Origin of the sequence: Oceaniferula marina (assembly GCF_013391475.1) — a bacterium.
Taxonomy (GTDB): domain Bacteria; phylum Verrucomicrobiota; class Verrucomicrobiia; order Verrucomicrobiales; family Akkermansiaceae; genus Oceaniferula; species Oceaniferula marina.
The window spans coordinates 785,543-808,422 of the sequence record NZ_JACBAZ010000001.1 but is presented as its reverse complement, the minus strand read 5'-3'; the positions used below and the strand labels follow the sequence as shown (position 1 = coordinate 808,422).

General features: G+C 53.6%; 15 protein-coding genes. 4 read left to right on the top strand and 11 right to left on the bottom strand.

Going from position 1 to position 22,880, the window contains the following annotated elements; all coding sequences use genetic code 11:
• Nucleotides 1-70: 70 nt before the first annotated feature.
• Together HW115_RS03195 and HW115_RS03190 are read left to right on the top strand one after the other, a co-directional pair.
• Nucleotides 71-1,498: a catalase gene (locus tag HW115_RS03195; RefSeq protein WP_319609263.1), complete on the top strand. Its 1,428-nt coding sequence runs from the start codon at nucleotides 71-73 to the stop codon at nucleotides 1,496-1,498.
• 42 nt (nucleotides 1,499-1,540) lie between these two features.
• On the top strand, nucleotides 1,541-2,086 hold the full coding sequence (locus HW115_RS03190; RefSeq protein ID WP_178931116.1) for an ankyrin repeat domain-containing protein: 546 nt from the start codon (nucleotides 1,541-1,543) through the stop codon (nucleotides 2,084-2,086).
• A gap of 200 nt (nucleotides 2,087-2,286) precedes the next feature.
• On the opposite strand, the gene HW115_RS03185 is transcribed toward HW115_RS03190, so the two are convergent.
• Together HW115_RS03185 and HW115_RS03180 are read right to left on the bottom strand one after the other, a co-directional pair.
• Nucleotides 2,287-3,870 (bottom strand): glucose-6-phosphate isomerase, encoded by a 1,584-nt coding sequence (locus HW115_RS03185; RefSeq protein ID WP_178931115.1) that lies wholly within the window; start codon nucleotides 3,868-3,870, stop codon nucleotides 2,287-2,289.
• 252 nt (nucleotides 3,871-4,122) lie between these two features.
• Nucleotides 4,123-7,851 carry a phosphoribosylformylglycinamidine synthase gene (locus HW115_RS03180; protein ID WP_178931114.1) on the bottom strand — a complete coding sequence of 1,243 codons (3,729 nt, stop codon included), beginning with the start codon at nucleotides 7,849-7,851 and terminating at the stop codon, nucleotides 4,123-4,125.
• Between the two features lie 202 nt (nucleotides 7,852-8,053).
• On the opposite strand from HW115_RS03180, the gene HW115_RS03175 reads away from it, so the two are divergent.
• On the top strand, nucleotides 8,054-8,266 hold the full coding sequence (locus tag HW115_RS03175) for a hypothetical protein (RefSeq protein ID WP_178931113.1): 213 nt from the start codon (nucleotides 8,054-8,056) through the stop codon (nucleotides 8,264-8,266).
• A gap of 362 nt (nucleotides 8,267-8,628) precedes the next feature.
• Here HW115_RS03175 and tmk read toward each other — a convergent pair whose 3' ends face one another.
• From tmk to HW115_RS03150, 5 genes are all read right to left on the bottom strand, one after another.
• Entirely contained in the window at nucleotides 8,629-9,225 is a 597-nt protein-coding gene (gene tmk / locus HW115_RS03170; protein ID WP_178931112.1) for a dTMP kinase, read from the bottom strand.
• Nucleotides 9,226-9,263: 38 nt separating this feature from the next.
• Complete coding sequence (moeB, locus tag HW115_RS03165) at nucleotides 9,264-10,418, bottom strand: molybdopterin-synthase adenylyltransferase MoeB (RefSeq protein WP_178931111.1); 1,155 nt, start codon at nucleotides 10,416-10,418, stop codon at nucleotides 9,264-9,266.
• Nucleotides 10,419-10,461: 43 nt separating this feature from the next.
• Nucleotides 10,462-13,725 (bottom strand): S41 family peptidase, encoded by a 3,264-nt coding sequence (locus HW115_RS03160; RefSeq protein WP_178931110.1) that lies wholly within the window; start codon nucleotides 13,723-13,725, stop codon nucleotides 10,462-10,464.
• Between the two features lie 135 nt (nucleotides 13,726-13,860).
• Nucleotides 13,861-16,140: a tetratricopeptide repeat protein gene (locus HW115_RS03155; RefSeq protein ID WP_178931109.1), complete on the bottom strand. Its 2,280-nt coding sequence runs from the start codon at nucleotides 16,138-16,140 to the stop codon at nucleotides 13,861-13,863.
• A 152-nt stretch (nucleotides 16,141-16,292) separates the two neighbouring features.
• Nucleotides 16,293-17,330, bottom strand: coding sequence for a PEP-CTERM sorting domain-containing protein (locus HW115_RS03150; protein ID WP_178931108.1), 1,038 nt, complete (start codon nucleotides 17,328-17,330; stop codon nucleotides 16,293-16,295).
• 197 nt (nucleotides 17,331-17,527) lie between these two features.
• Here HW115_RS03150 and purD point away from each other — a divergent pair, with 197 nt between their 5' ends.
• Entirely contained in the window at nucleotides 17,528-18,778 is a 1,251-nt protein-coding gene (purD, locus tag HW115_RS03145; protein WP_178931107.1) for a phosphoribosylamine--glycine ligase, read from the top strand.
• A 110-nt stretch (nucleotides 18,779-18,888) separates the two neighbouring features.
• Here purD and HW115_RS03140 read toward each other — a convergent pair whose 3' ends face one another.
• The 4 genes from HW115_RS03140 to HW115_RS03125 all read right to left on the bottom strand — a co-directional run bounded on the left by HW115_RS03140 (nucleotide 18,889) and on the right by HW115_RS03125 (nucleotide 22,756).
• Nucleotides 18,889-19,866: a cation diffusion facilitator family transporter gene (locus HW115_RS03140; RefSeq protein WP_178931106.1), complete on the bottom strand. Its 978-nt coding sequence runs from the start codon at nucleotides 19,864-19,866 to the stop codon at nucleotides 18,889-18,891.
• Nucleotides 19,863-20,819 (bottom strand): 3-methyladenine DNA glycosylase, encoded by a 957-nt coding sequence (locus HW115_RS03135; RefSeq protein ID WP_178931105.1) that lies wholly within the window; start codon nucleotides 20,817-20,819, stop codon nucleotides 19,863-19,865. The genes HW115_RS03140 and HW115_RS03135 overlap by 4 nt, the downstream gene beginning before the upstream one ends.
• A complete protein-coding gene (murI, locus tag HW115_RS03130) occupies nucleotides 20,803-21,597 on the bottom strand; it encodes a glutamate racemase (protein ID WP_178931104.1) in 795 nt (264 codons plus the stop codon). Before murI ends, HW115_RS03135 begins: the two co-directional genes overlap by 17 nt.
• A gap of 160 nt (nucleotides 21,598-21,757) precedes the next feature.
• Nucleotides 21,758-22,756, bottom strand: a complete 999-nt coding sequence (locus HW115_RS03125) for a virulence RhuM family protein (protein WP_178931103.1) — start codon at nucleotides 22,754-22,756, stop codon at nucleotides 21,758-21,760.
• Nucleotides 22,757-22,880: the final 124 nt, after the last annotated feature.

Sequence of the window (22,880 nt, the reverse complement as noted above, 5' to 3'; positions counted from 1 at the left end):
CCGAAGTAAATGAGATCTACCGACAAACCACTGACCATAAAATAGCAAGATGAGCCAAGAAAATAACACCATGACAACGACCGGAGGGAATCCGGTTGCCGATAATCAGAATTCAAAAACCGCCGGGCCTAGAGGTCCAGTGTTGCTTGAGGATTATCAACTGATCGAAAAGCTGGCGCACCAGAACCGTGAGCGTATCCCGGAGCGGGTTGTGCACGCCAAGGGGTCCGGAGCTTTTGGCACCTTGACCGTTACTCATGACATCCGCCAATACACCAAGGCGGATTTGTTTTCAGAGATCGGCAAGCAAACCGAATGTTTACTTCGATTTTCTACGGTGGCCGGAGAAAAAGGAGCTGCCGATGCCGAGCGAGATGTGCGTGGTTGGGCATTGAAGTTTTATACGGATCAAGGGAACTGGGACATGGTGGGCAATAACACCCCGGTGTTTTTTGTCCGTGATCCTTTGAAATTTCCAGACTTCATCCATACTCAGAAACGCCACCCCCGAACCAATATGCGTTCGGCAACGGCGATGTGGGACTTTTGGTCCTTGAGCCCTGAATCGTTGCATCAGGTCACGATTCTGATGTCGGATCGTGGACTTCCTCTGAGTTATCGCCATACCAACGGTTACGGCTCCCATACTTATTCATTCATTAATGCCGCCGGTGAGCGCTACTGGGTGAAGTTTCACTTTAAAACCCGACAGGGGATAAAAACGATGACCAATCGTGAGGCTGAAAAGGTCGTCGCTGTGGATCGTGAGTCATCGCAGCGGGACCTCTACGAATCGATTGAAAAGGGAGACTTCCCGCAATGGGATTTCAAAATCCAGGTGATGACCGAAGAGGAAGCTGAAGCCTGTGACTTTAATCCTTTTGATCTCACCAAGGTGTGGCCGCACGCAGACTTTCCATTAATCGATGTCGGTGTGTTGGAATTGAACCGTAACCCGGAAAACTACTTCCAAGAAATCGAACAGTCTGCCTTTTCACCGTCAAATATTGTCCCAGGGATTTCATTTTCACCGGACAAGATGTTGCAAGCCCGTATTTTCTCTTACCCGGATGCCCATCGCTACCGTGTAGGAACATGGTATGAGCAACTTCCGGTCAACCGGCCGAAGTCTCCCGTGAAAACCTACCATATGGATGGCTCGATGAATGCTCAGGAACCTTCATCCAGCGATGCATACTACGAACCCAACCGTATGGGTGGCCCAAGCCAGGATGAGACCTTTGCAGAACCACCGATGCGGATTTCTGGTGACGCCGATCGCTGGGACCACCGTGAAGGTAATGATGACTACACGCAGCCTGGAAACTTGTTCCGCCTGATGAGCCCGAATCAACAGCAACAGCTGTTCAATAACATTGCCGAGGCCATGCAAGGTGTACCGCAAGAAATCATTGAACGTCAGTTGGCCCATTTTGATCGTGCTGATCCTGCCTACGGGCAGGGGATTCGCGATGCCTTAAGCTCATCCTCGAGTTAATATTTACATTCTCATAAATAACCCCCAATCCGAACCAAAACCATGAACGAAAAACAAACCACCCCGGAAGAAGAAACCCGCTATGCCGAATTGCAGCAAATTGCCTTGGACGCGGCGCGTATGGGTGAAACCTCCACCTTGGAACCGATGTTACGCGCAGGTATGCCCGCAAACCTGGCGGATGCCAAAGGAAACACGCTGATTATGCTGGCCGCGTATCACGATCATCCCGACACGGTGGAGTGTCTTGCATATTACGGTGCAGAGGTTGATCGGCGCAATGGTCGGGGCCAAACACCGTTGGCCGGCGTGGCCTTTAAAGGGCACATGGACTGCGCCAGAATATTGGTCCATTATGGTGCCGATCCGGAAGCCCCCCAGGGGCACGGGCAGACACCTGTTAGTTTTGCCGCCATGTTCGGACGTAAACAAATGTTGGTCTATCTGCAAAGTGTGGGAAAACATCATCCAGTTAAGAATGCGTTCTTACGGGCGGGTGCGACATTGACCCGCGTGATGCGCAAGCTTGTGTCGAGGCTGTTTGAAGCCAGAGAACGCAAACGTTTGCGCTGGGCTGTGCATTATTAATTCGAACCGAATAAAGGTCAGCCGGATGATCTTCCTAACACGGCCATGTGGTCGTGTTAGGAGGGTGTTTATTTTTCCTGCTCAATCTGAAATCGCTGGGTATTACCACTTAAGCCTGACTGCCAGTTGAAAAATGTAGAAAAAAAGACGCCCGGATCCTACGTTAGGATCCGGGCGTTGTTCTTTTGTGATTTGGTTCGTTAGCTTGCCTTGAAGCTGTCGCTCGCAGGGGAGTTGCCGTAGTTGACGCTGGCGGAGTCGTTGGCTGCCAAGTGGGTCAGGCAGTGGTAGACGTCTTCTGCGTCGGCTTGTACGCTTGCTGCGATTTGGTCGGCGGTTTGCTCCTGTTCGGTTAAGGCACCTTTGACTTGCTGAAGCAACTCGAGGAAAATGCCTGCTGCTTTTTTGCCGGCCTCGACACCTGGTTGGTGGTAGGCGTTGATATTGACGAGCAGGGCGTAGATGGAAACGGCGCGTTCGAAAAGGGCGATCAGAGCTCCGACGGTGCGGGGGGTGACTTCCTCGATTGAGAGTGTGATGGACTTGCGTCCAGATTGATAGAGGGCGCTACGTGTGCCTCGCATGAATCCTTGAAGGTAGTCGGCGGCTGTGGTGTTAGGGTCGACTTCCACGCTTTCGCCATCGCGGCCTTTGCGAACTTCAATGAAGGTGGCGAAGAAATTGGCTACCCCGTCGCGGAGTTGTTGCACGTAGGCGTGCTGGTCGGTTGATCCCTTGTTCCCATAGACAGCAACCCCTTGGTTGACCACTTGACCGTCGAGATCGAGTTCCTTCCCCAGTGATTCCATGACCAACTGTTGAAGATACTTTGAAAAGAGGACCAGTGAGTCCTTGTAGGGGAGTACGACCATATCTTTTTCCCCTTTTCCATTCCCGGCATGATGCCAGGCGAGGGCAAGTTGCATGGCTGCATTCTCTTTGATATCGGCACTGCGGGTGCGGTCGTCCATTGCCTTGGCACCGTCGAGCAGATCGTCGGTATTGATGCCTTGCAGCGCGGCAGGAACGAGGCCAACCGTGGACATAACCGAAGTCCGTCCTCCGACCCAATCTTCCATCGGGAAGGTGGTGATAAATGCGTTGTTCTTGGCGTATTCGAAGAGTTGGGAGCCATCACCTGTGATGGCGACCGCGTGAGGTCCGAAGTCCAGGCCGGTGGCTTCGTAGGCGGCCACGGCTTCGAGCATGCCGTTGCGGGTTTCCGGGGTTCCTCCGGATTTGGAAACAACCAGTGAGAGGGTGGATTTAAGTCCTCCCTGAGTGCCGATGATTTTGGCGAGGGTCGCATCGATACCGGCGGGGTCGGTATTATCGAAGAAGAAAGTTTTGAGTGGGCTGTTGGCGCCGAGGGCTTCGTAAATGAACTGGGGGCCGAGGGCCGATCCACCGATGCCAATGATCAGAAGGTTTTCGAATCGTCCCCCCTTGGGGTTGGTGATTTTGCCAGTATGCACTTGCTGGGCAAAAACCTTGAGGTCGGCGATCGGCTGAGTGATCTGGGTTTTCAGTTCTTGATTGGGGGCCAGCTCAGGGTTGCGGAGCCAGTAGTGGCCGACCATGCGCCCTTCGTCCGGGTTCATGATTTCTCCCTTTTCAATAGACTGAATGCCTTTGATCGCACGGTCGATTTCTTTTGTAAGAGAGTCCGGGAAATCGCTTGGGATATCCATCCGGGATGTGTCGATGGTGAATCCGAGTTCTGGGTAGCGAGTGTGGGATGACTGAAAGCTTTGCCAGTTGGCGGGAGAGGATGTGGTGTGCATGACGCAACGGTTTAGGGAAGTCGGCAAAAGAGTCAAGTGGGAACACGTGCATATTGCGATGATCGGGTGACAAAATGAACCCGCTTTTCCAAGGGAATACTCCGAATGAATCCGGATTTAAACGTTCGGAAATGCCTCCAAGCCGCCAAGGAGGTTGGTCTCGAGTCCCTTAGCTCCTTGGCGTCTTAGCATGATACTCATCTCAGACCCGCTTGAGTCTGAGTGATTATTCTTCCTTTTTGTTAGCCTGCGTTAGGAGAAGTAATCCACGCCGGCTTTGAACAACGGTTGGTGTTTATTGCCGGGGACATTTTGAGCGATGTTGTCGCCACGTCGTTCGGTGTGACCCATTTTGCCGAGCACTCTTCCGCAGGGGGATGTGATTCCTTCGATGGCGAACAGCGAGCCGTTCGGGTTGTAGGCAATGTCCATGGAGGGCTTGCCGTCCAAGTCCGTATACTGGGTTGCAATTTGTCCTTTGGCTGCGAGTTCCTTGATTTCCTCTTCGCTTGCGTAGAATTTTCCTTCACCGTGAGAGAAGGGGACATTGTGCAGGTCGCCGACCTGGGTGTTGGCGAACCATGGGGATTTGGTGGAGGCAATCCGGGTGGTGGCGTAACAAGAGACGTGTCGCCCGATGTCGTTAAAGGTGAGCGTTGGCGCACCTTCTTTTGGTTGTCTGATTTCTCCGTAAGGGACGAGGCCGGTTTTGACCAGCGCTTGGAAGCCGTTGCAAATACCCAGGATCAAGCCATCGCGATTCTGCAGGAGATCCATCACGGCGTCCGTGATCAACGGGTTGCGAAGCACGGTGGCAATGAACTTGCCGGAGCCGTCCGGTTCGTCACCGGCGGAAAACCCTCCTGGCAGCATGAGAATCTGGGACTGCTTGATGTGTTCGGCCAGAGCATGGATGGAGGATTCCACATGGTTGGCTGTGAGGTTGCGGAAGACGAAGGTTTCCGCTTGGGCTCCAGCCTGGGTGAATGCCCGGGCGGTGTCATACTCACAGTTGGTTCCAGGGAAGGTCGGGATGATAACCCGTGGCTGAATCTTGGAACGCTTGAGCTTGAAGTTCAGGGCCTTTTTCTTGGCCTTGCCTTTGAAGGAAAAGGTGTCGAGCTCTTGATGCGCGGCTGTGACTTGAGTCGGGTAGGTAGATTCGAGCGGTTTTGTCCAAGCTGTTAGTAGCTCGTCCAAGGGGAGGCATTCTCCTTGGGCGTGGATTTTCGCTTCGGCGATGGTTTCTCCGATTTTTTCGGACGGGATATTCAGTTCACCGGTGGTTTCGACCAGGAAGCAGATGTATCTTTCTTGGAAGAGGTTGAGTTTGGTATGGAGTGAGGCACCGATTTTGTTGCCGAAGGCCATTTTGGCGACACCTGCTGCGATTCCGCCCTCCGCCAGAGAGTGGATGGAGAGGATGTTGCCAGCCTGGTTTTCAGCATGAAGTTGATCGGCGATTTGCTTGAGCTTCGCAAAATTCGGAACGTGTTGTTCGTTGCGCGGAATTTGGATGAAGTGAATCTGGGATCCCGTTTGTTTGAACTCGGGTGAGAGCGCGAGCGTTGTTTTGCCCGGAGCGACAGCAAAGGATACCAGCGTTGGGGGCACATCAATGTCATTGAAGGTTCCGGACATTGAGTCCTTACCTCCGATGGCACCGAGTCGTAGCTCGTGCTGGGCGAGGTAGGCACCGAGCAGTGCGGAGAATGGTTTTCCCCAGCGGGTGGCATCGGTTCCGAGTTTTTCGAAATACTCCTGAAGTGTGAGGCGGATATCTCCTAGTTTGGCTCCGGAGGCCACAACCCGGCAGACGGATTCAGTGACGGCGTAGAGCGCACCGTGGAAGGGGGACCAGGAGGCAATATTCGGGTTGAAGCCCCAAGCCATATGGGTGCATGTAGTCGTTTCACCTTTGAGCAAAGGCACCTTGGCGACCATGGCATCGGTGGGGGTGAGCTGGTATTTTCCTCCGAACGGGTTATTGACGGTTCCGGCACCGATGGATGCATCAAACATCTCACCGAGGCCTTTTTGCGATGCCGTGTTGAGGTTGGCTAGGGTGTTACACCAGTTTTCTTTGAGGGAGGAGGCTGGTTGGTTCGCGGGTGAGCCGAGTGGCGAGCGGGTTCCCGGGGCCTCTACGTGCACCTTGGTCGACTGGGTGGTTCCATTGGTGTCGAGGAAGGCACGGGAGAAATCGACGATTTTTTTACCTCTCCACTTGATCACGAGCCGGCCACTGTCAGTGACGTCAGCAACGTGGGTGCACTCCAAGTTTTCTTGATCGCAGGCATCTTTGAAGAAATCGATTTCGGAGGGGTCGACGCATACGGCCATCCTTTCCTGGGATTCGGAGATAGCGAGCTCCGTGCCGTCGAGACCTTCATATTTCTTGGGCACGGCATCGAGGTTGATTTCGAGGCTCGGGGCAATTTCACCGATGGCGACAGAAACGCCGCCGGCTCCGAAGTCATTACAAACTTTGATTTTAGGGGCGAGTTCCGGGTTGCGGAACAGGCGTTGGATTTTCCGTTCAGTGGGTGGGTTTCCTTTTTGGACCTCTGCTGAGTTATCCAGAGCCGTATCAGTATGTTCCTTGGATGAACCCGTGGCTCCACCGACGCCATCGCGCCCGGTGCGGCCACCGATCAGGAGAATCACATCCCCGGCAGAGGGGGATCCTCGGAAGACATTTTTCTTTGGTGCCGCTGCAACCACGGCTCCAATTTCCATGCGCTTGGCCACGTAATTCGGGTGGAACACCTCGGAGACCTGACCGGTGGCAAGACCGATCTGGTTTCCGTAGGATGAGTAGCCATGAGCGGCTTCACGACAGATTTTCCGTTGGGGAAGTTTGCCGGGCAGGGTGTCTGAGAAGGGGGTGCGCGGGTCGGCAGCGCCGGTAACACGCATCGCTTGATAGACGTAGGAACGTCCGGAAAGCGGATCCCTGATGCAACCTCCGAGGCAGGTCGCGGCTCCGCCGAAGGGTTCAATTTCGGTCGGATGGTTATGGGTCTCGTTTTTGAACATGATCAGCCAGTCTTCATCTGTCCCATCGACATCGACAGGCACCACGATTGAGGCGGCATTGATTTCTTCCGAGACTTCGACGTTGTCCAGTTCTCCTGTTTTGCGGAGCTCTTTCATGGCAATCAAGGCGATATCCATGAGGTTGATTGGCCGGTCGGTATCGTCTCCGTAGACGGTGTCGCGAGTGGAAAGATACTTTTGGTAGGTTTCTGAGATGACACTCGGGTTTTCAAATTCGACGGACTTGATTTTGGTGGCAAAGGTGGTGTGGCGGCAGTGGTCAGACCAATAGGTGTCGAGCATTTTGATCTCGGTGATGGTCGGATTGCGGCCTTCTTCGTCGCGGAAGTAAGATTGAGTGAAGATGAGATCTTCAATCGACATGGCGAGTCCCCATTCACTGCGCTTGTTTTGCAGTTCATCTTCCGTGGCAGCCGTGAAATCCGCGAGGGTCTCGACATCCGCCGGAGGGTCGGTTTTGAGTTCAAGGCTGGCCGGAATCTCCATCGATGCTTCCCGCGAGTCCACTGCGTTGATGGTATAGGCTTTGACGTTTTCGATGTCCTGATCGCTCAGCTTACCCTTGAGGATGATCACTCGGGCTGAGGCCACGAGAGGCCTGGATTTTTGAGTCAGAATCTGAACGCACTGCGCAGCGGAATCGGCGCGCTGGTCGTACTGGCCGGGCAGGTATTCAACGGCGAATGAGGTTTCATCATCGCCCAACTCAAGGGAGTCGCCCGAGGATTCAACCTGAGGTTCGGACAGGATCAGACGGACGGCTTCGGCGAATTCCTGATCGCTCAAGCCATCGACATCGTAGCGCTGGACGACGCGGACGGCTTCCAGGGACTTGAGGTTGAGGTTGTCCCGTAAATCGTGCAGAAGTTCACGGGCTTGAGAATTAAATTCGGCTTGTTTTTCGACAAAAACGCGGTTCATGAGTGCTTGGTGGCTGGGAAAGCCCGCATACTAGTGAAGGACGATGCGCAAGCAAGCGCAATGCGCTGAAATTCGCAGAGCTTGAAAAAAAAGATTAAAGAATACGGAATAATTATTAGTGAACTCTGCTCTTAACCCTTGTAAGCGCCGTTCGGATGATCTGGGCGGCGTTTCTCAAACAACAACCACTACTAGAAACGATATGAAAACAATGATCCAACTCCTCGTTGTCTCCGCGACACTCGGAACTTCCACTGCCTTTGCCTGTGACTCATGCGCGGCTCACAAGGACAAAGCTGTGAAGAAGGAGTGTGCCTCCAAGTGCAAGAAAAGCTGTGCCGATAAAAAGGCCTGCGCCGACAAAAAAGAGTGCTCTGAGAAAAAGGAGTGTTCAGGTAAGAAAAAGGCTGAGTAATACCATTTGATCAGTTAAATTGGCTGAATGGCACTGGAGGTTTTCGATTTTAACTAGGCGCAAGGAAGGCGCATAGCGGGCTATGCAACCGACGCGCAACAACGGTAAAATCTAAAAGATTCAGTGCCCCCTTGCCATTCAGCTTGCTGACTGACTCATCATCTTAAACTCAAACCATTCTGCCAATTTAACTGGGAGAATGGCATAAGCCAATGCTCAGCTTTTAAAGCGGTCAGATGTGATCTCTGGCCGTTTGCACGTTCAAGGCCGCAGGGGACGAGAGTTTCTTTGCGGCTTTCTTGTGCGGCTTTCTTTTGCGGCTTTGTTACGACCGGTCGATCGTCGCTCACGAGGCCCCCGGTTTAGACGGTGACGTTTTCCATGATTTGGCGGTGGACCTCATCGATGTCCCGGGAGGCATCAACCAGTTTGGCGAAGGGTTCATCTTGCAAACTGAGAAAGAGGTCCCGGCAGAATTGCAAGGAGTCCCGTTGTTCGAACTCATTGGCCTGACCGTCACGCACTCCGACACGTTCAAGCGCCAGATCAACCGGGAGGTCCAGAATCAGCAAGAGATCCGGTTGTGGTGCAAAGGATTCATTGGCCTGACGGATTTCCAGAGGGTCAATCCCCCGAGCTCCCTGATACGCCATGGTGGAAAAATAATAGCGGTCAAGAATGACGATGCCACCGCTGCTGATCGTTGGTTGGATCAGTTCATCGACGTGCTGCCGGCGGTCTTTCAGAAAGAGTTCGAGCTCTTCCTCGATACTGAGTCTGCCGCTTGTGGCGCTGGCCCGCAATTTGCTTCCCCATGGGCCGTTGGTGGGTTCGAAGCTTTGTTTGACCTGGAGCCCTTGGCTTCGGAGTTGTTCGGCGAGCATCCTTGCCTGGGTCGATTTTCCGGTGCCGTCGATGCCTTCGATGACGATGAGTTTTCCTTTTGAATCGTTGCTCATGGTAGGGTTGGGTGCAGAGGTGGTGGTTTGGGAGTGGGTTATCTGGAAGAGGCTTCAAATCCGGACCGAAGCCAGGCGTCCATGCCACCCAGGACATTGATGGTATTGGTGATGCCTTGCTGGGCGAGGAATTCCTGGGCCCGAGCGCTGCGGACTCCTCCTTTGCAGAGGAGGATGATTTTTTGGGTGCGGGCCTGCTCATCGAGTTCAGAGCAGGAAGCCGGAACGGTGGTCAGGGGCATAAGATGAAAACCGTCGATGTGGGCGACATCGTATTCCCAAGGTTCACGGACATCGATGAGCAGCAGACCGGATGGATTGGCGAGTTTGTCGCGGAGTTCTTCTACCGTGATGGCTGTGGGGTCATCGTTGACCGGAGTCGCCGCCGAGGTTTTGGGGATGCCGCAGAAGTCATCATAGTCGATCAGTTCTTTGATCGTCGGATGGTCCCCGCATAGAGGGCACTCGGGGTCGCGCCGCAGGTTGAACTCCCTGAACTTTGTCTGAAGGGCATCGTAATGGATGAGTCGTCCGAGAGGAGGTTCGCCGGCGCCGAGTAAGAGCTTGATCGCTTCCATGGCTTGCAGGCTACCAATGATGCCCGGCAGAACGCCCAACACTCCGGCCTCCGCACAGCTGGGAACGGTTCCCGGATCGGGTGGGGTTGGGAGCATGCAGCGGTAACAGGGGCCTCCGAGGTGGGGGGCAAAGACACTCAGTTGTCCTTCAAAACGAAAAATCGAGGCGTAGATGTTGGGCTTTTTCAGGAAGTAGGCCACATCGTTGCTGAGGTAGCGGGTGGGAAAATTATCGGTGCCATCAATGATGATGTCGTAGGATGATGCTAATGCGATGGCGTTCTCTGAGGTGAAGGTGCAGGCGTGGGGTTCGACGATGACGTGGGGGTTGATATCGCGAAGCCGGGAAATGGCACTGTCGAGTTTACTTTTGCCGAGGGTCGATTGACCGTGCAAGATCTGGCGTTGCAAATTCGAGACCTCCACGCAATCGGGATCGACGATACCGATGCGTCCGACTCCGGCGGCGGCCAGATACAGGGTGGACGGGGATCCGAGTCCTCCGGCTCCGATGCAGAGCACGGATGATTGTTTGAGTTTTTCCTGACCTTCGAGGCCTACTTGGCTAAGGGAAAAATGACGGGCATATCGGGCTTTTTCGTCGGTGCTGAGCATGGGGGATGTTGTTGATTCAATCTGATGATGGAAGACGGGGGGATTACCATTCGCTGCGGTAGCTGGGTGCCGGCAGCGTCTGATGGTCTTTACTTTCTTTGAGAAGGATTTGCACGGCTTTTTCGAGCTGAATATCAAGGCCCCGACTCATGTCTCCGGGCTTGTTCCAGAGTGTGATGTGCGGTTGCGCCCCATTCATTTCCATGTCCTTACCATTGAAGCTGCTGAACCAGCCTCGGAAGGGAAGACGCATGGTGCCTGCGTCGAGCACTTTGACGCTACCGGTTGAGATGACGCCCCCGGCGGTCTCCACACCGATGATTTTTCCCCGGTTCAGGTTGCGGATGGCGTGGGCGAAAATCTCGGCATTGGAGTAGCTGTTCTGATTGCAGAGCACGATGATCGGTTTATTCCAAGTGGTGTAGACGGTTCGATCCTGTGGGTAGCCAATACCACCATTGCGAGGAATGGTGAAGGCGTGGTTCGGCTGGCAGAGTGCGGTGAGTAAGTGGTCGGTGGTGAAACCTCCGCCGTTATTACGAACGTCAATGATCAGTCCCTGCTTGCCAACGCCTTGTTGATAGAGGTGCTGTTGGAATTGTTCAAATTCATCCCACATCATACGGGCTACGTGGATGTAGCCGAGTTTTCCACCGGAGAGTTGTTGGACTTTTTTCGCCGTTGCGCTGAGTCTGGCTTTTTGGCTGAGCTCTCTGGCTTTGGCATAGCTGATCGGTTGGATTTTTACCGAGCGGGACTCACCCTTGGCGTTGATCACCTTGAGTTGAACCGGTTCGGTCGGGCGCAGGTTCAGGTGGGCGGTGATTGGGCAGTCCGGCATCACCACTTCGCCTCCGATGCTGAGAATGACGTCACCTGGTTCCAGTCGCGACTTGTCATGGTCGGCTGGACTGCGGGGGATGACCTCTTTGATTTTCCAACCTCTGTCGGAATGTTGCGGGTCAAAGCGCACACCGAGGTGCACGGTTTCTTCTTTCCATTGTTTTTCGAGTTTCCATGGTTTGGGCCAACTGATGCTACGGAAACCCATGTGGGAGGCATTGAGCTCGCCTAACATCATATTGACGATGCGGTCCATAATCATCGAATTGGGAGCCATCGCTGCCATGTCTTCGTATTTTTCTCGAATTTGCTGCCAGTTGCGGCCGTTCATGCTGGGGTCGTAGAACTTATCGCGCATGGTGTTCCATGCGCTGCGAAAGACCATTCGTTTCCAAGCCGTCCGATCGCGGCTGGTATAGATGTTGAAACTAAACTTGGTGTTCTTTTTTTGATAGAACGTGGCAGGCACTCCATCGGATAACCAATAGAGTTTTCCTTTGCTGTCTACTCTGATCGGTGTGCCTGTGGCGTCACCGAGTTTGACCGGGCGAGCTTTGGCCTTGGCCTCGATCGAGTAGAGGGACTTACCGTTTTGTTGTTGGTAGATGATGTGTTTGGAGTCGTGACTCCAGATGAGTTTGCTCGGTGTGATGCCTTTCAGGGGAAGCCTATGCACCCGCTCGAAAATATCATTGAGGTCATAGCTTTTCTTGGTTGGTTTAGGTTTATTTTCCGGTTTGGTTAGCGTTTTGATTGCTTTTTTGACGATCTCTTTGGTGCCTTCCTCCTGAGTTTCTTTGTAGGCGGGGTCTTTCTGCATGGCTTTGCGGGCTTTTTCCCGCGTTTTGCTGTCGCTGTCCTCGATATCATCTTCTTGATAGAGCTCGACGTAAAAGATATCAAACTCACGGTCGTGATGTTTTCCGACAAAGGCGAGTCGTCTACCATTGGGCGACCAGACAGGTGAGAAATCGATGTCGGGGTGACTGCTGACGTTGACGGGTGTCGATTGCCCATCGGCTTTCAGAATGTAGATGTCCGGGTTGAAATTATCGTCTCGTAGGGCGTAGGTCAGCCATTTCCCATCTGGCGACCATTGGACCATCGGTTGATCCCACGATTCGAGCAAGCGGACGGGTTGGGTTCCGTCGGGTTGGCTGAGCCAGAGGGTTCCGGGGTATGTCGTGTAGGCGATTTGATTGCCTTTCGGGTCCGGGGTGATACTCGTCGGTTTGTGTTCAGCGGGGACGATCACCTCGTGGGTGCAGGCTTCCGCTTCCCACCAATACTGGCGGGGGTTGGATTTTTTGAGTTGGCGGATTTCGGTTTGCAGGCCGTCGTCGTAGAGGTAGTAGATGGAGGTTCCGTCGTGAGAAAACCAGAGGTCCCGCTCATAGCCCGGGGTGTCGGTGAGTCGTTTAGGTTTACGCAGAATGGTGTCCATGGCCCAGATGTCGCCCTCGGCGGTGAAGGTGGTTTCCAGGCCACTGGGAGAAAAACTGATATCCCGGGTGTTTTTGATCACCCGGTCTTGATGGTCTTTGAGGTCGAGATCTTCCTCGTGCCAGATATCGAGTTTCTTGAGTTCTCCCGGAGTGGATGGATCAGAGCCAAGCGTCAGGTGGTAGAGGTCAAAGAGGTGGCGAAACACGATGGCTGATCCATCGTTGGCGATTGAAGGTTGCATGACGCTGTCATCTTCAAAGTGGGTGATCGCCAGATCCTGCCCCTTGCTCAGATCGTGAAAGTGCAAGTTGAAACCGTTGTCACCACCACGGGTGTAGAAAAAACCTTTTCCGTCGGGGTGGAAGAGGGGGGTCCGGCACCCTTGCGCGTGTTTGAGCGCTTGTCGGAAGGGTTGTTTCGCTTTTGGATTCCAGATCCAGACCTGACTGGCTTGAGTGCCTCGGTAACCTTTCCGGTAGGTTTGGGTCCCTTCACGGGTGAAAATAATCGACTTGCCACCGGGTGCATAGCGGCCGTTTTCGCCATCGGCATGGAAGACCAATTGTTCGGGTTTGCGTTCTTCCAGGTTGATTTGGAAAAAGCGATAAGGTTTGCGCCCCGGAACATCGCGAAGGCCGTTGACGAGCACAGATTTTCCGTCCGGGGCTATGTCCTGTAAAAATGATCCTTCGGAGTGGTGGGTGATTTGACGGGCGGTGCCCCCCTTGGCAGGCATCATAAAAACTTGATAGCTGCCAGCCCGGGTGCTGCCAAAACAGATCGACTTACCGTCCGGCGTGAAGCGAGGTGCAAAATCTCTCGCCGGGTGGGTGGTCAGGCGCTGGGCTTCGCCTCCATTGTGGGAAGATTTCCAAATGTCTCCGCGCCAGGAAAAAACGAGCGAAGTCCCATCCGGCGAGAGAGCCGGGTAGGATGCCATACGGATGGGTTGGGCCCCCAGACACAAGGTGGGAAAAAGAAGGAGGGCGAGAAGGTAAAATCGAATCGATAAAAACATGATGGTGGATGGCGGTCGGGGCCCCAAGCTAGGCTTGAAGCTGAAAAAATCAAAAAACAAGATCGAAGGTCCAGAGCATAATCAGCGGCAAATCCCAGCGCTAAGGGGGGAAAGGGGAATTCAGGAAGCGCGGGCTCAGATTCCCAGTTTGCGTTCGTGCTCAGGGTCAGGTTGGGAGCCGTGGTTCAAGGCCTTGCGGTATGCGTCCAAAGCATCTTTTTTCTTTCCTTGGTTCAAGTAGAGAAACGAGAGGTTGTAATAGGCTTCTGCCGATGTCGGGTTAAGCTTGATGGCCTCTTGCAGGTGATTCTCTGACTGCTCGTAGCGTCTTCCGATTCCGGCGAGGATGCCGAGGTAGAGATGGGCGTTGGCATTGCCGGGTTTGAGTTCAATGGATTGCTCGAATGCATTTCTTGACGTGTCAAAATCCTGGATGTGAAAGTTGGAAAGTCCGAGCATGTAGTGGGCGTAGCTGCTGTTCTCTTGCATGGTCAGAGCTTCGTTGAATACATCCAGAGCTTCGATGTAGTGCTTGGTTTTAAGTTCAACCACGCCACGTTTGCAGAGGGTGGCAAAATGCCCCGGATAGCGCTCGTCGGTTTCCGTCAGGATTTCACGGGCTGCTTCGTAGCGACCTTTGACGTAGAGTCGCTCGGCTAGGTTGTGATGGAGGTTGATGTCTTTTTCCATGGCATTGGCGCTGGCCATCGCGTGTTCAGGAGTCACGCGTTGAGGAACGGTGAATTCCCCATCCGGGATCTGTTTGATCATCAGCCCTTTTTCCTCATCGGTGAGCTCTACCTTGGTTTTTCTGATGTCCTCATAGGCTTCGACAATGCCGGGGATGATTTTTTTGGAGTCCTGGTAAGCTTCCCAGAGGAGTTTTTCCGCTGCCTTGCGGCGTTCCTGTGCGGCAATCAGACGTTTGACGGTTTCCTTGAGGATCTCAACTTCCTCCTGACTGGCTGCCTTTTCCGGATTGCTCCGGGCTGCTGCGAGTTCGGCTTCAGCATCCCGAAGCTGGCTTTCGAGCGATTGGATCCGATGCCCGTGTTGCACGCGTTCCTGCTGGTAGCGCATGATTCTGGTTTTTGCCACGGCCAGATCGCGTTTGGCCTCGAGCAGTTCATCCTGGGTGACGTTGTTTTTCTTTGTCAGGTATTCAAGTCGGTCGTTGCTTTCCTTGAGTTCTTTGCCGAGGCGCATGTTTTCAGAGATCAATTTGCGCACGCCGTCCGAGTTGTTTTGTTTGAGCACTTCGGCTAGGGCGTCGCGTTCGGTTCGCAGGGCGTCCCGCTCTTTAGTGAGTTCGGCGATGGTCGCCTTGGATTGATCCATGCTGCGTTGCATGTTGGCGATTTTCGCATTGGCCTTTCCCAGTTCGACCCGGGTGTTTTCCAGAATTTGGGTGACGGATTTGAGTTCTTGGCGGAGTTTGCGGATCACCTCGTTGTTGACTCTGCCCTGCAGACTCATTTGTTTTTGGATTTCTTCGGCCCGGCGTTTCGCGAGAGCGGCTTCCTCTTCGGATTTTTTCGCTTTTGCCTGTTCCTTGGCCATACGCTCACGGGTGCCTTTGAGCGAGAGAGCGGTGATTTCGAGCTCTGCTTTCCGCGTCCGGTTTTCTTTTTCCAATCGGTCGAGATCTGCCTGCAGTGGAGCCCGGGCGAGCAGGTTGCGGATGGTGGCTATCTCACGGTCTTTGGTTGCAATTTTGTTAATCAGACGTTTTTGCTCATCGGATTGAGCATTTTTTGCCTGGGCCTGGGCTTGTTTCAGCTGTTCCTGAAGCCGGGCGTTGTCGCGTTGTAACTTCTCGAGTTGCCGTTGTTGTCCACGCTGGATGGCTTCGGAGTAGGCTGTTGCCTTGGATGTCGGTTTGGTTGGCGTCGGCCGTGGTTGTGTTGGCGCTGATGAGCCTGCCGCCACCTTTGGGTTTGATCTAATGCTGGGGGTGCGGGGGCTCGCTGTCGGGGTGGCTTTTCGATGCCCTGATCCCGTGGGGGCATTCGGGTTGGGGGTTGCTGCGGGGCCTCCCTCGACGAGGTCCTGGGCTTTGGCATTGCGTTTGGCAATTTGGTCCACGGCCTTGGGCTCCACCAGTCGGATGGCTTCCTGAGTGGATGTGACCCTGGCCTCGACTAGGTGAGGTTTCCAATTTTTATGGTAGCGGGTGAGCACTTGGTAGTACTTGGCCGCCTGTTGGTATTTCAGGCGGGCATCGTTGAAGTTGCCCTCTTTTTCGAGTTTTTCGGCATCCCGGATGGTGAGCCATGCCTGGAAAAAAATATCGGACGGGTCCAAGGTCCTCGGGTCTTGCTGCTGTTGCGCGGACAGGGGCAACGAGAAGCAGGCAAAGACAAGGATCAAGAGCAGGCGGAATGCCCCTCGGAGCCGTAGGTGTAGATCGCTCATGGGTCAGGCCGTTTACTCAATTTCAAGCTCTCTTGCAAATGCAAAAGTCTCAAGGAGTTAATCGCCGAGAGTCTTTTCAGCACTCCACAAAAAAGCTTCGTCAGCCGGCGGGCTGAGAAGCTCTTTGGATTTCTCCGGAATGATCCGTGAGTTTATTTCCTGCGGCGTAGAACCAGAGCGAGACTTCCGAGTCCCAAAAGAGTGAGCGAGGAGGGTTCTGGAACCATGACGCCATCGACAAAACTGCTGAAGGTCCTGACTTCTGCTAAGTTGATGAAATCTCCGTCATTGGCGATACGAATTCTGCCAACATCACTCCATGTCCCATCAACACCGAAGCTTCCTGATGAATCATCAATAACGATGGTTTCCAAGAGGGCGTCGGATGTGGAATAAATTTGAATGGAGTCTCCCATGCGGGAGTTGAACCCTGGCCTTGCTTCGATCTCGATACGATCAATGTAAGCCCCCATGGCGTTTAACGTGAAATCCATTTCATACCAACCTCCTGAGTTGTTATTACTGTGAAAAATGGTGTTGCTTGAATTCGTCGCTCCAATGCGACCATCCACGGCATTTTCTTCGTTGCCCCATGTTCCAAGACCATACTGGGAATCAGAACTCAGCGTGGCCAGATGAGCTACGTTGTATTGGCCATTGGCCAAATCCAGAACAACATTGTCCAGTTGGGTGTCGAGCGATACGGTGCTCGCTCCGATATCCGACAGGCGAACCGTCGTTGATGTCGACATCGTATGGATGAGGGAAGCTCCGTCCAGCATCCCCCGCAAGCTGCTTGTTGTACTGGCAGCTCCACTGGTCAGTGTGCTTGTCATCAATACACCTCCATTGTCGGTCCCGGAATGGCTTTGCTGTTGCCAGGCTAGCGCATACCAGCGGTTGGTTTGAGTGCTTACACTTTGCTCGATGTAACTGCCCGATGGTTTGTCTCCACCGTTGAAGTTGACCCTTTGGGATCCATTGACAAACAGAGAGTCGTTGCCTGTGGCATACCCGACCCAGCCGGTAGGGACGTTATTGGCCCCTCCTGTAGCGGAGCCGGGGGCATAGGTTCCCGACGTTCCACCGGAAAAGTCACCATTCGTAATCAGGTTGGCGGCATGTGATGGTATTGAAGCAAGAAATGCCGATGCCATCACCATACAGCAAGGAGTGCGTGAAAAGATCATAATATTCGGGTAAGGATGAACGATATCAGACCACCATTGAACTCCCTGCACGTCAATGCAAATTTTTTTCTTTGTGTGTGCTTCGTTCGATATGAGTAGTCAATGAATCCCAGCCCATCGCCTTCATAGGCTTCGGCTTGAGTATCTCCTATGGAAAACACTTGCGCATCAGGGCTGTGTTCGCTTCATTTCCCGCGATGAAAATTCTCGTTGTAGGCAAAGGAGGGCGTGAGCACGCATTGATTACCGCATTGGACGAATCACCGGTCGATACCGAGTTGTTCTGTTTTCCCGGCAGCGATGCGATTGAGTCACTGGCCAGCAGTGTGCAAGTGGACGGTTTGGATGAGCTGATTGTGTGGATGAAAGATCACGAGATCGAATTGTGTGTAGCGGGTGAGGAAAGCTATTTGGTGAAAGGCGAAGGGTTGGCCAACCTTTGTGAGCAGGCAGGCATTCCCTGCTGGGGGCCACATAAACAATCGGCTCAGCTTGAAGCGAGCAAGGAGTTTGCCAAGGAGTTTATGCTGCGTCACGGCATCCCGACGGGAGCCGCTAGCGGCTGTGCGGACATCGATGAAGCCCGTGCTGCCATCAATGGGCAGTATCCAACGGTGCTGAAATTCGATGGCTTGGCTGCCGGCAAAGGCGTGGCGGTTTGCCCCGATGAGGCCAGCGCGGAAGAATTTCTTCAGGAAGTGCTCGTTGAACGTAAGTTCGGGGATGGACGTCTGTTGGTCGAAGAATGCCTGACCGGGCCGGAGGTTTCCATTTTTGCCGCGGTTTGTGATGACGAGTATTTGATTTTTACTCCGGCCCGCGATTACAAGCGCATCGGGGATAACGACGAGGGGGCCAATACCGGTGGTATGGGAGCGGTTGCCAGTCGTCAGCTGATTGATGCCGACATGCTGGCAGAAATTGAAACATCCATTGTGAAGCCCACCATTCAAGGTTTGGTCAAGGATGACTTGCCATACCGTGGTTACTTGTATTTTGGCCTGATGCTGACTCCGGACGGCCCGAAAATCATTGAATACAACTGCCGATTTGGTGACCCCGAGTGCCAGGCTGTGATGCCATTGGTTCAGGGGGACATTGCCAGTTTCTGTCTGTCTGCAGCCAAGGGGGAGATGAAGTCCGAGCTGCTCAGCTTTGATGAAGGCTGGAGCGTGTGCCTGATTCTTGCCAGTGCCGGATATCCTGCCAGCTCACGTAGCGGGGATGTGATCTCGGGTCTCGAGAAGGTTGATGGGGCCAGAGTGTATCATGCTGGAACCAAGCGAAATGCCGAGGGGCAGTGGGAAACCAATGGCGGCAGGGTGCTTGCCGTGGTTGCTGGTGCTGAAGACCGCTTGGGCGCCGTGGACGCAGCCTATGCCGAACTTACCAAGGTGAAGTTTGATGGTGCTCAGAACCGCAGCGATATCGGCCGGATGCACTTTTAACCATCAATCCGCGCTTGTGGATTAATGGAGTTTGAAGCTTCAAGTGTTCAGAGGATGCCTATGGCGCTCAATTAGAGTGTCGCAGCGCTCTGAAATCTGAAGCAGAATGTTCATCGGGATGAGGTGTGGTCATCTCCTCCTGAAATTCCGCGCTCCACGAGATGGCGGCCGGTGGCTGGCTCGATGTGGACCAGCACGCTGAACACCTCGGGGTGGGCGGCTTGCAGCGAATTTTTGACTTCGGAAGCGATTTCGTGTCCTTGCAGAACTGTAAGCTCCGGTTTGATTTGCAGGTGGAGATTCACCTCGTAGTAGTCTCCGGTCTTGCGCACCCGGAAGTCGTGATAGGCAATGGCTCCGGGAATCGTGAGGATGTGTTCTCTGAGGTCGTCAATGATTTCCTTACGGGGCGCTGCATCCAGTAGGTCCGCGGAACTTTTCCAGATGATTTTTCCGGCTTCGACGGCGAGGTAGGATCCCAGCACGGCGGATACGATGTCATCCAGAATGCGCCACTCGGCCCCACCGATCCAGACAGCGCAGAGTGTCAAGGCGACCGCAAAGGAGCTGACGCTATCGGTTCGATGATGCCAGGCATTGGCCATCAATAAATCGGAATGGGTTTGCCGGGCAACGTTGCGGGTCCACCAAAACAGACCTTCTTTGACTACCAGTGAAATCAAGGCCACCACCACCGTGACGCCGCTCAAGTTCGATGCTGGGAGAAGGTGAGAGTCGTGGAAAAAGGCGGCAATCACCAAAGCCACGGCCAAAAAGAGAATCAGCCAGCCAATAAAAAACTGGGCCAGGCTGGAAAACTTGTGGTGACCGTAGTGGTGGGTTTCATCCTCCGGGCGTGACGACCAGTGGATGGCGGCCAAAACCGCAGCGTCGGAAAATAAATCAAGGAAGCTGTGCATGCCATCGGCCACTAGAGCCTTGGCTCCGAATACCCAGCCAATCGATATCTTTAAGAATCCTAACAGGAGATTGATCAACAGTCCGGTCAGAGTGACCTTGCGACCCCGTTTGCTGACGGCTCCGCCCTTTGGCTTGCCCGAGGTGTTGGATGCTTCGTGGTGGCTCATGGGTGAATGAATCTGGTTAGATCTGGGGCTGGATTGTTTGCCTTGTCGCGAGAGGGCGGGACTTGATTGTTAGCGAGGCTCAAGACCGTTGCTAGAGTATCGATGATTTGCTGGCGCAGCGGTTGGGCATCGGCTGCAATTTTGCGTTGTTGTCGCTCGTATTCCAGCCGGCCGTCCGGGGTTTCGACCGGGACGGGAGTATATCCATATTCGTCGAGGTCGTAGGCGCTGGCTCGCATATCGAGTTCCCGCGCGTTGAGAGCCAATTGAAAACAATTCCACAGGAGCTCGCTGCCCAGCCAGGGCATGCATTTGGATGCCCATTTGTAGAGGTCCATATTGCTGTGTAGGCACGCTGGTTGTTCAAATTGCTCACGGTCTTCAAGTGTGGGCTTGAGCTTGTTTAGCGGCAGGGCTTCCGGTGCAAAAAAACGCACGGCATCGAAGTGGCTGCAGCACAAGGGCCTGGATTCGACGATGTGGTCGATTTCCTTTTGGCTGAGCCTGAGGGGGACCGATTCCCGATGCCGGATGTCGCTGCCTCGGTAAACCATCGCCCACTCGTGCATACCGAAGCACGAGTAATTGGCTTTGCGTTGCTGAGTGAGGGTGAGCAGGTTATGGATGCGCTTGAGCCTGGTCTGTTCCTTGTCGTTTAAACTCGTAGGGTTGAGTGAAACCCCTTGTTCGTTTATTTGGTAATGTTTTCCCCGTAATGTCTGCGGTAGCGTTGAGCTGGGCTCTAAATTGACGTGAAGACCAGGGTGCCATTGCTCGAGTCGCCCAGGGGAAAACGGATAATAGACAAACAGAAAGTCCAGAATCGGATGTTTGATACGACGCGATTTCCGCTGTCGGCATGGTTCCGTCCAGCGGAGAGCTCGCTCACGGTGCTGTTTGGCAATGGTTTGCCACTGTAACAGGGGGAGATAGGTCTCATTGTGAGAGATCATAATGAGCAATGCGTTCGGGTTCGAGTCCGGGGCAGAGGGTGGGGACGAGTGAGCGTAGTGTTGATTCGCTTCCTGTTGTTAGGAGTTCATAGCGGGTGTTTCCTTCGTCTGGACGGCTGCGGTTGTGGAGCAACTGCAGCACACGATGCGCCACCGCGGATCCGGTGTCCAGAATGTGGATGTTGGGACCGGCCACTTCTTCAATCAAGGGTTTGAGGAAAGGGTAATGGGTGCAGCCTAACACGAGCACGTCTGCGCCGGACTCCAGCAAAGGAATGGTTTCTTCTTCGACAATGGCCTTGGCTCTCGGGCCACTCAGCTCACCTTGTTCTACGAGTTGAACGAAATTCGGGCAGGGGCGGGTGATGACCCTCACGCCATCCGCGTGGTCGTGGACAAGTCGGTGGAATTTTTCTCCTGCCAGCGATGCTTCGGTCGCAAGCACTCCGACGGTGCCGCTGCGCGTAAGGGTTGCGGCGGGTTTGACCGCAGGCTCCATACCAACAAAGGGGATGGGGTAGGTGGCTCGCAGCGCTTCGACCGCAGAAATGGTCGCTGAGTTGCAGGCGATGACCACGAGCTTACAGTTTTGCTCGATCAGGACATCGGTGATGGCGATGACCCGTCTCTGGATTTCTTCCGGGTGGCGTGGACCGTAAGGGCACCAGGCACTGTCGCCAAAATAGATGACGTCTTCACCGGGCATCAGCGTCCTGATTTCATTGAGGACAGAGAGCCCGCCTAGGCCTGAGTCAAGGATGCCAATAGGTGCGTTCATTTTTTTCTTTTTTGTTTCAATGCTGGGCAGGAGATCCAGACCCGGCTTTTTGAGGGGTTTGTTATGCTCTTGAGTTATCCAGCAGGGAACCCACCGTCTATGCTGGTGTGACTCCATAAGTTGAATTTATACAGAAGTCCTGGATCCATGTTGAAAATTTCTACTTTCGTCGTTTGATTTTATCTACGAGAGCCTTGAGCTCATGTTCATCAGCCTGATCCGATTCGATGGCTTCCCGGTGCTTTCGCTGTTGGTCGAAAGAGAGATACTGTTGTGAGGTTTGCTCCAGCATTTGCTGATGGCTTACAGAGCCAGCATTTTCGAGAAGTGCAAAGCCATTGCTGGTGATGATTTGGGCAACATTATTTTGCCAGTAGCTCATCTTGGTTTCTTGGCGGCTTTTAGCCCGCAGCTCTGCCGTTTCCAGGAAGATGACGACAAGGCGGTTGAGAGTGTCGATTTCGTCTTCTCTGAGGTAGTTCTTGGCGACGATGACGTCCTGTTTGCGCACTTTGGCTCCTTTCCATGTGAGCAGGCCAAAGTGTTCGTCTTTTGGGTCCGCACGTTCAGTGATAAGTTCAGCTGCTGTTTTCTGAGCAACAGCAAAAATGAGAATGTTCTGCACGGTGGCAAAAAACTGTTGAGTACTGAGGTCGGTTTTGTCGTAGTCGCTGCTGAGAGCAAAGAGATCGCGGACTTTTTGGTAGAAGCGTTTTTCTGAAGCCCGAATGTCGCGGATGCGCTCGAGCATTTCATCGAAATGATCCGGGCGACCATCTGGATTTTTGAGCCGTTCATCATCCATGACAAAGCCCTTCAGCAGGTAGTCCTTAAGCACCGTGGATACCCAGCGACGGAACTGCACGCCTCGTGGGGACCTGACCCGATAGCCGACCGCGAGGATGGCATCGAGGTTGTAGAGGGTGAGGGAGCGTTGAACCTTGCGGCTTCCTTCAGTTTGAACTGTCAAGGAATCCTTGACAGTTGCCTCTTGGCTTAATTCTTCATCAGCGTAGATGTTCTTCAGGTGGAGGGAAATGTTTTGTTTGGTGGCATTGAAAAGCTCCGCCATTTCGAGCTGACTCAGCCACACCGTCTCATTCTCCGCTCGGAGCTGAATTTGGCTATTGCCGTCTTCGGTGGTGTAGAGGATGAACATGTTGAATCAGGAATGGAGGATTTCTGGCAGCTCGAACTGAAATTCCTCGATGAAATCTTTTAGGATTCTGCGGAAAAGATCTTTGTTGCCTTCTCTTATGATGGTGGTTGAGAGCTGTATGTTC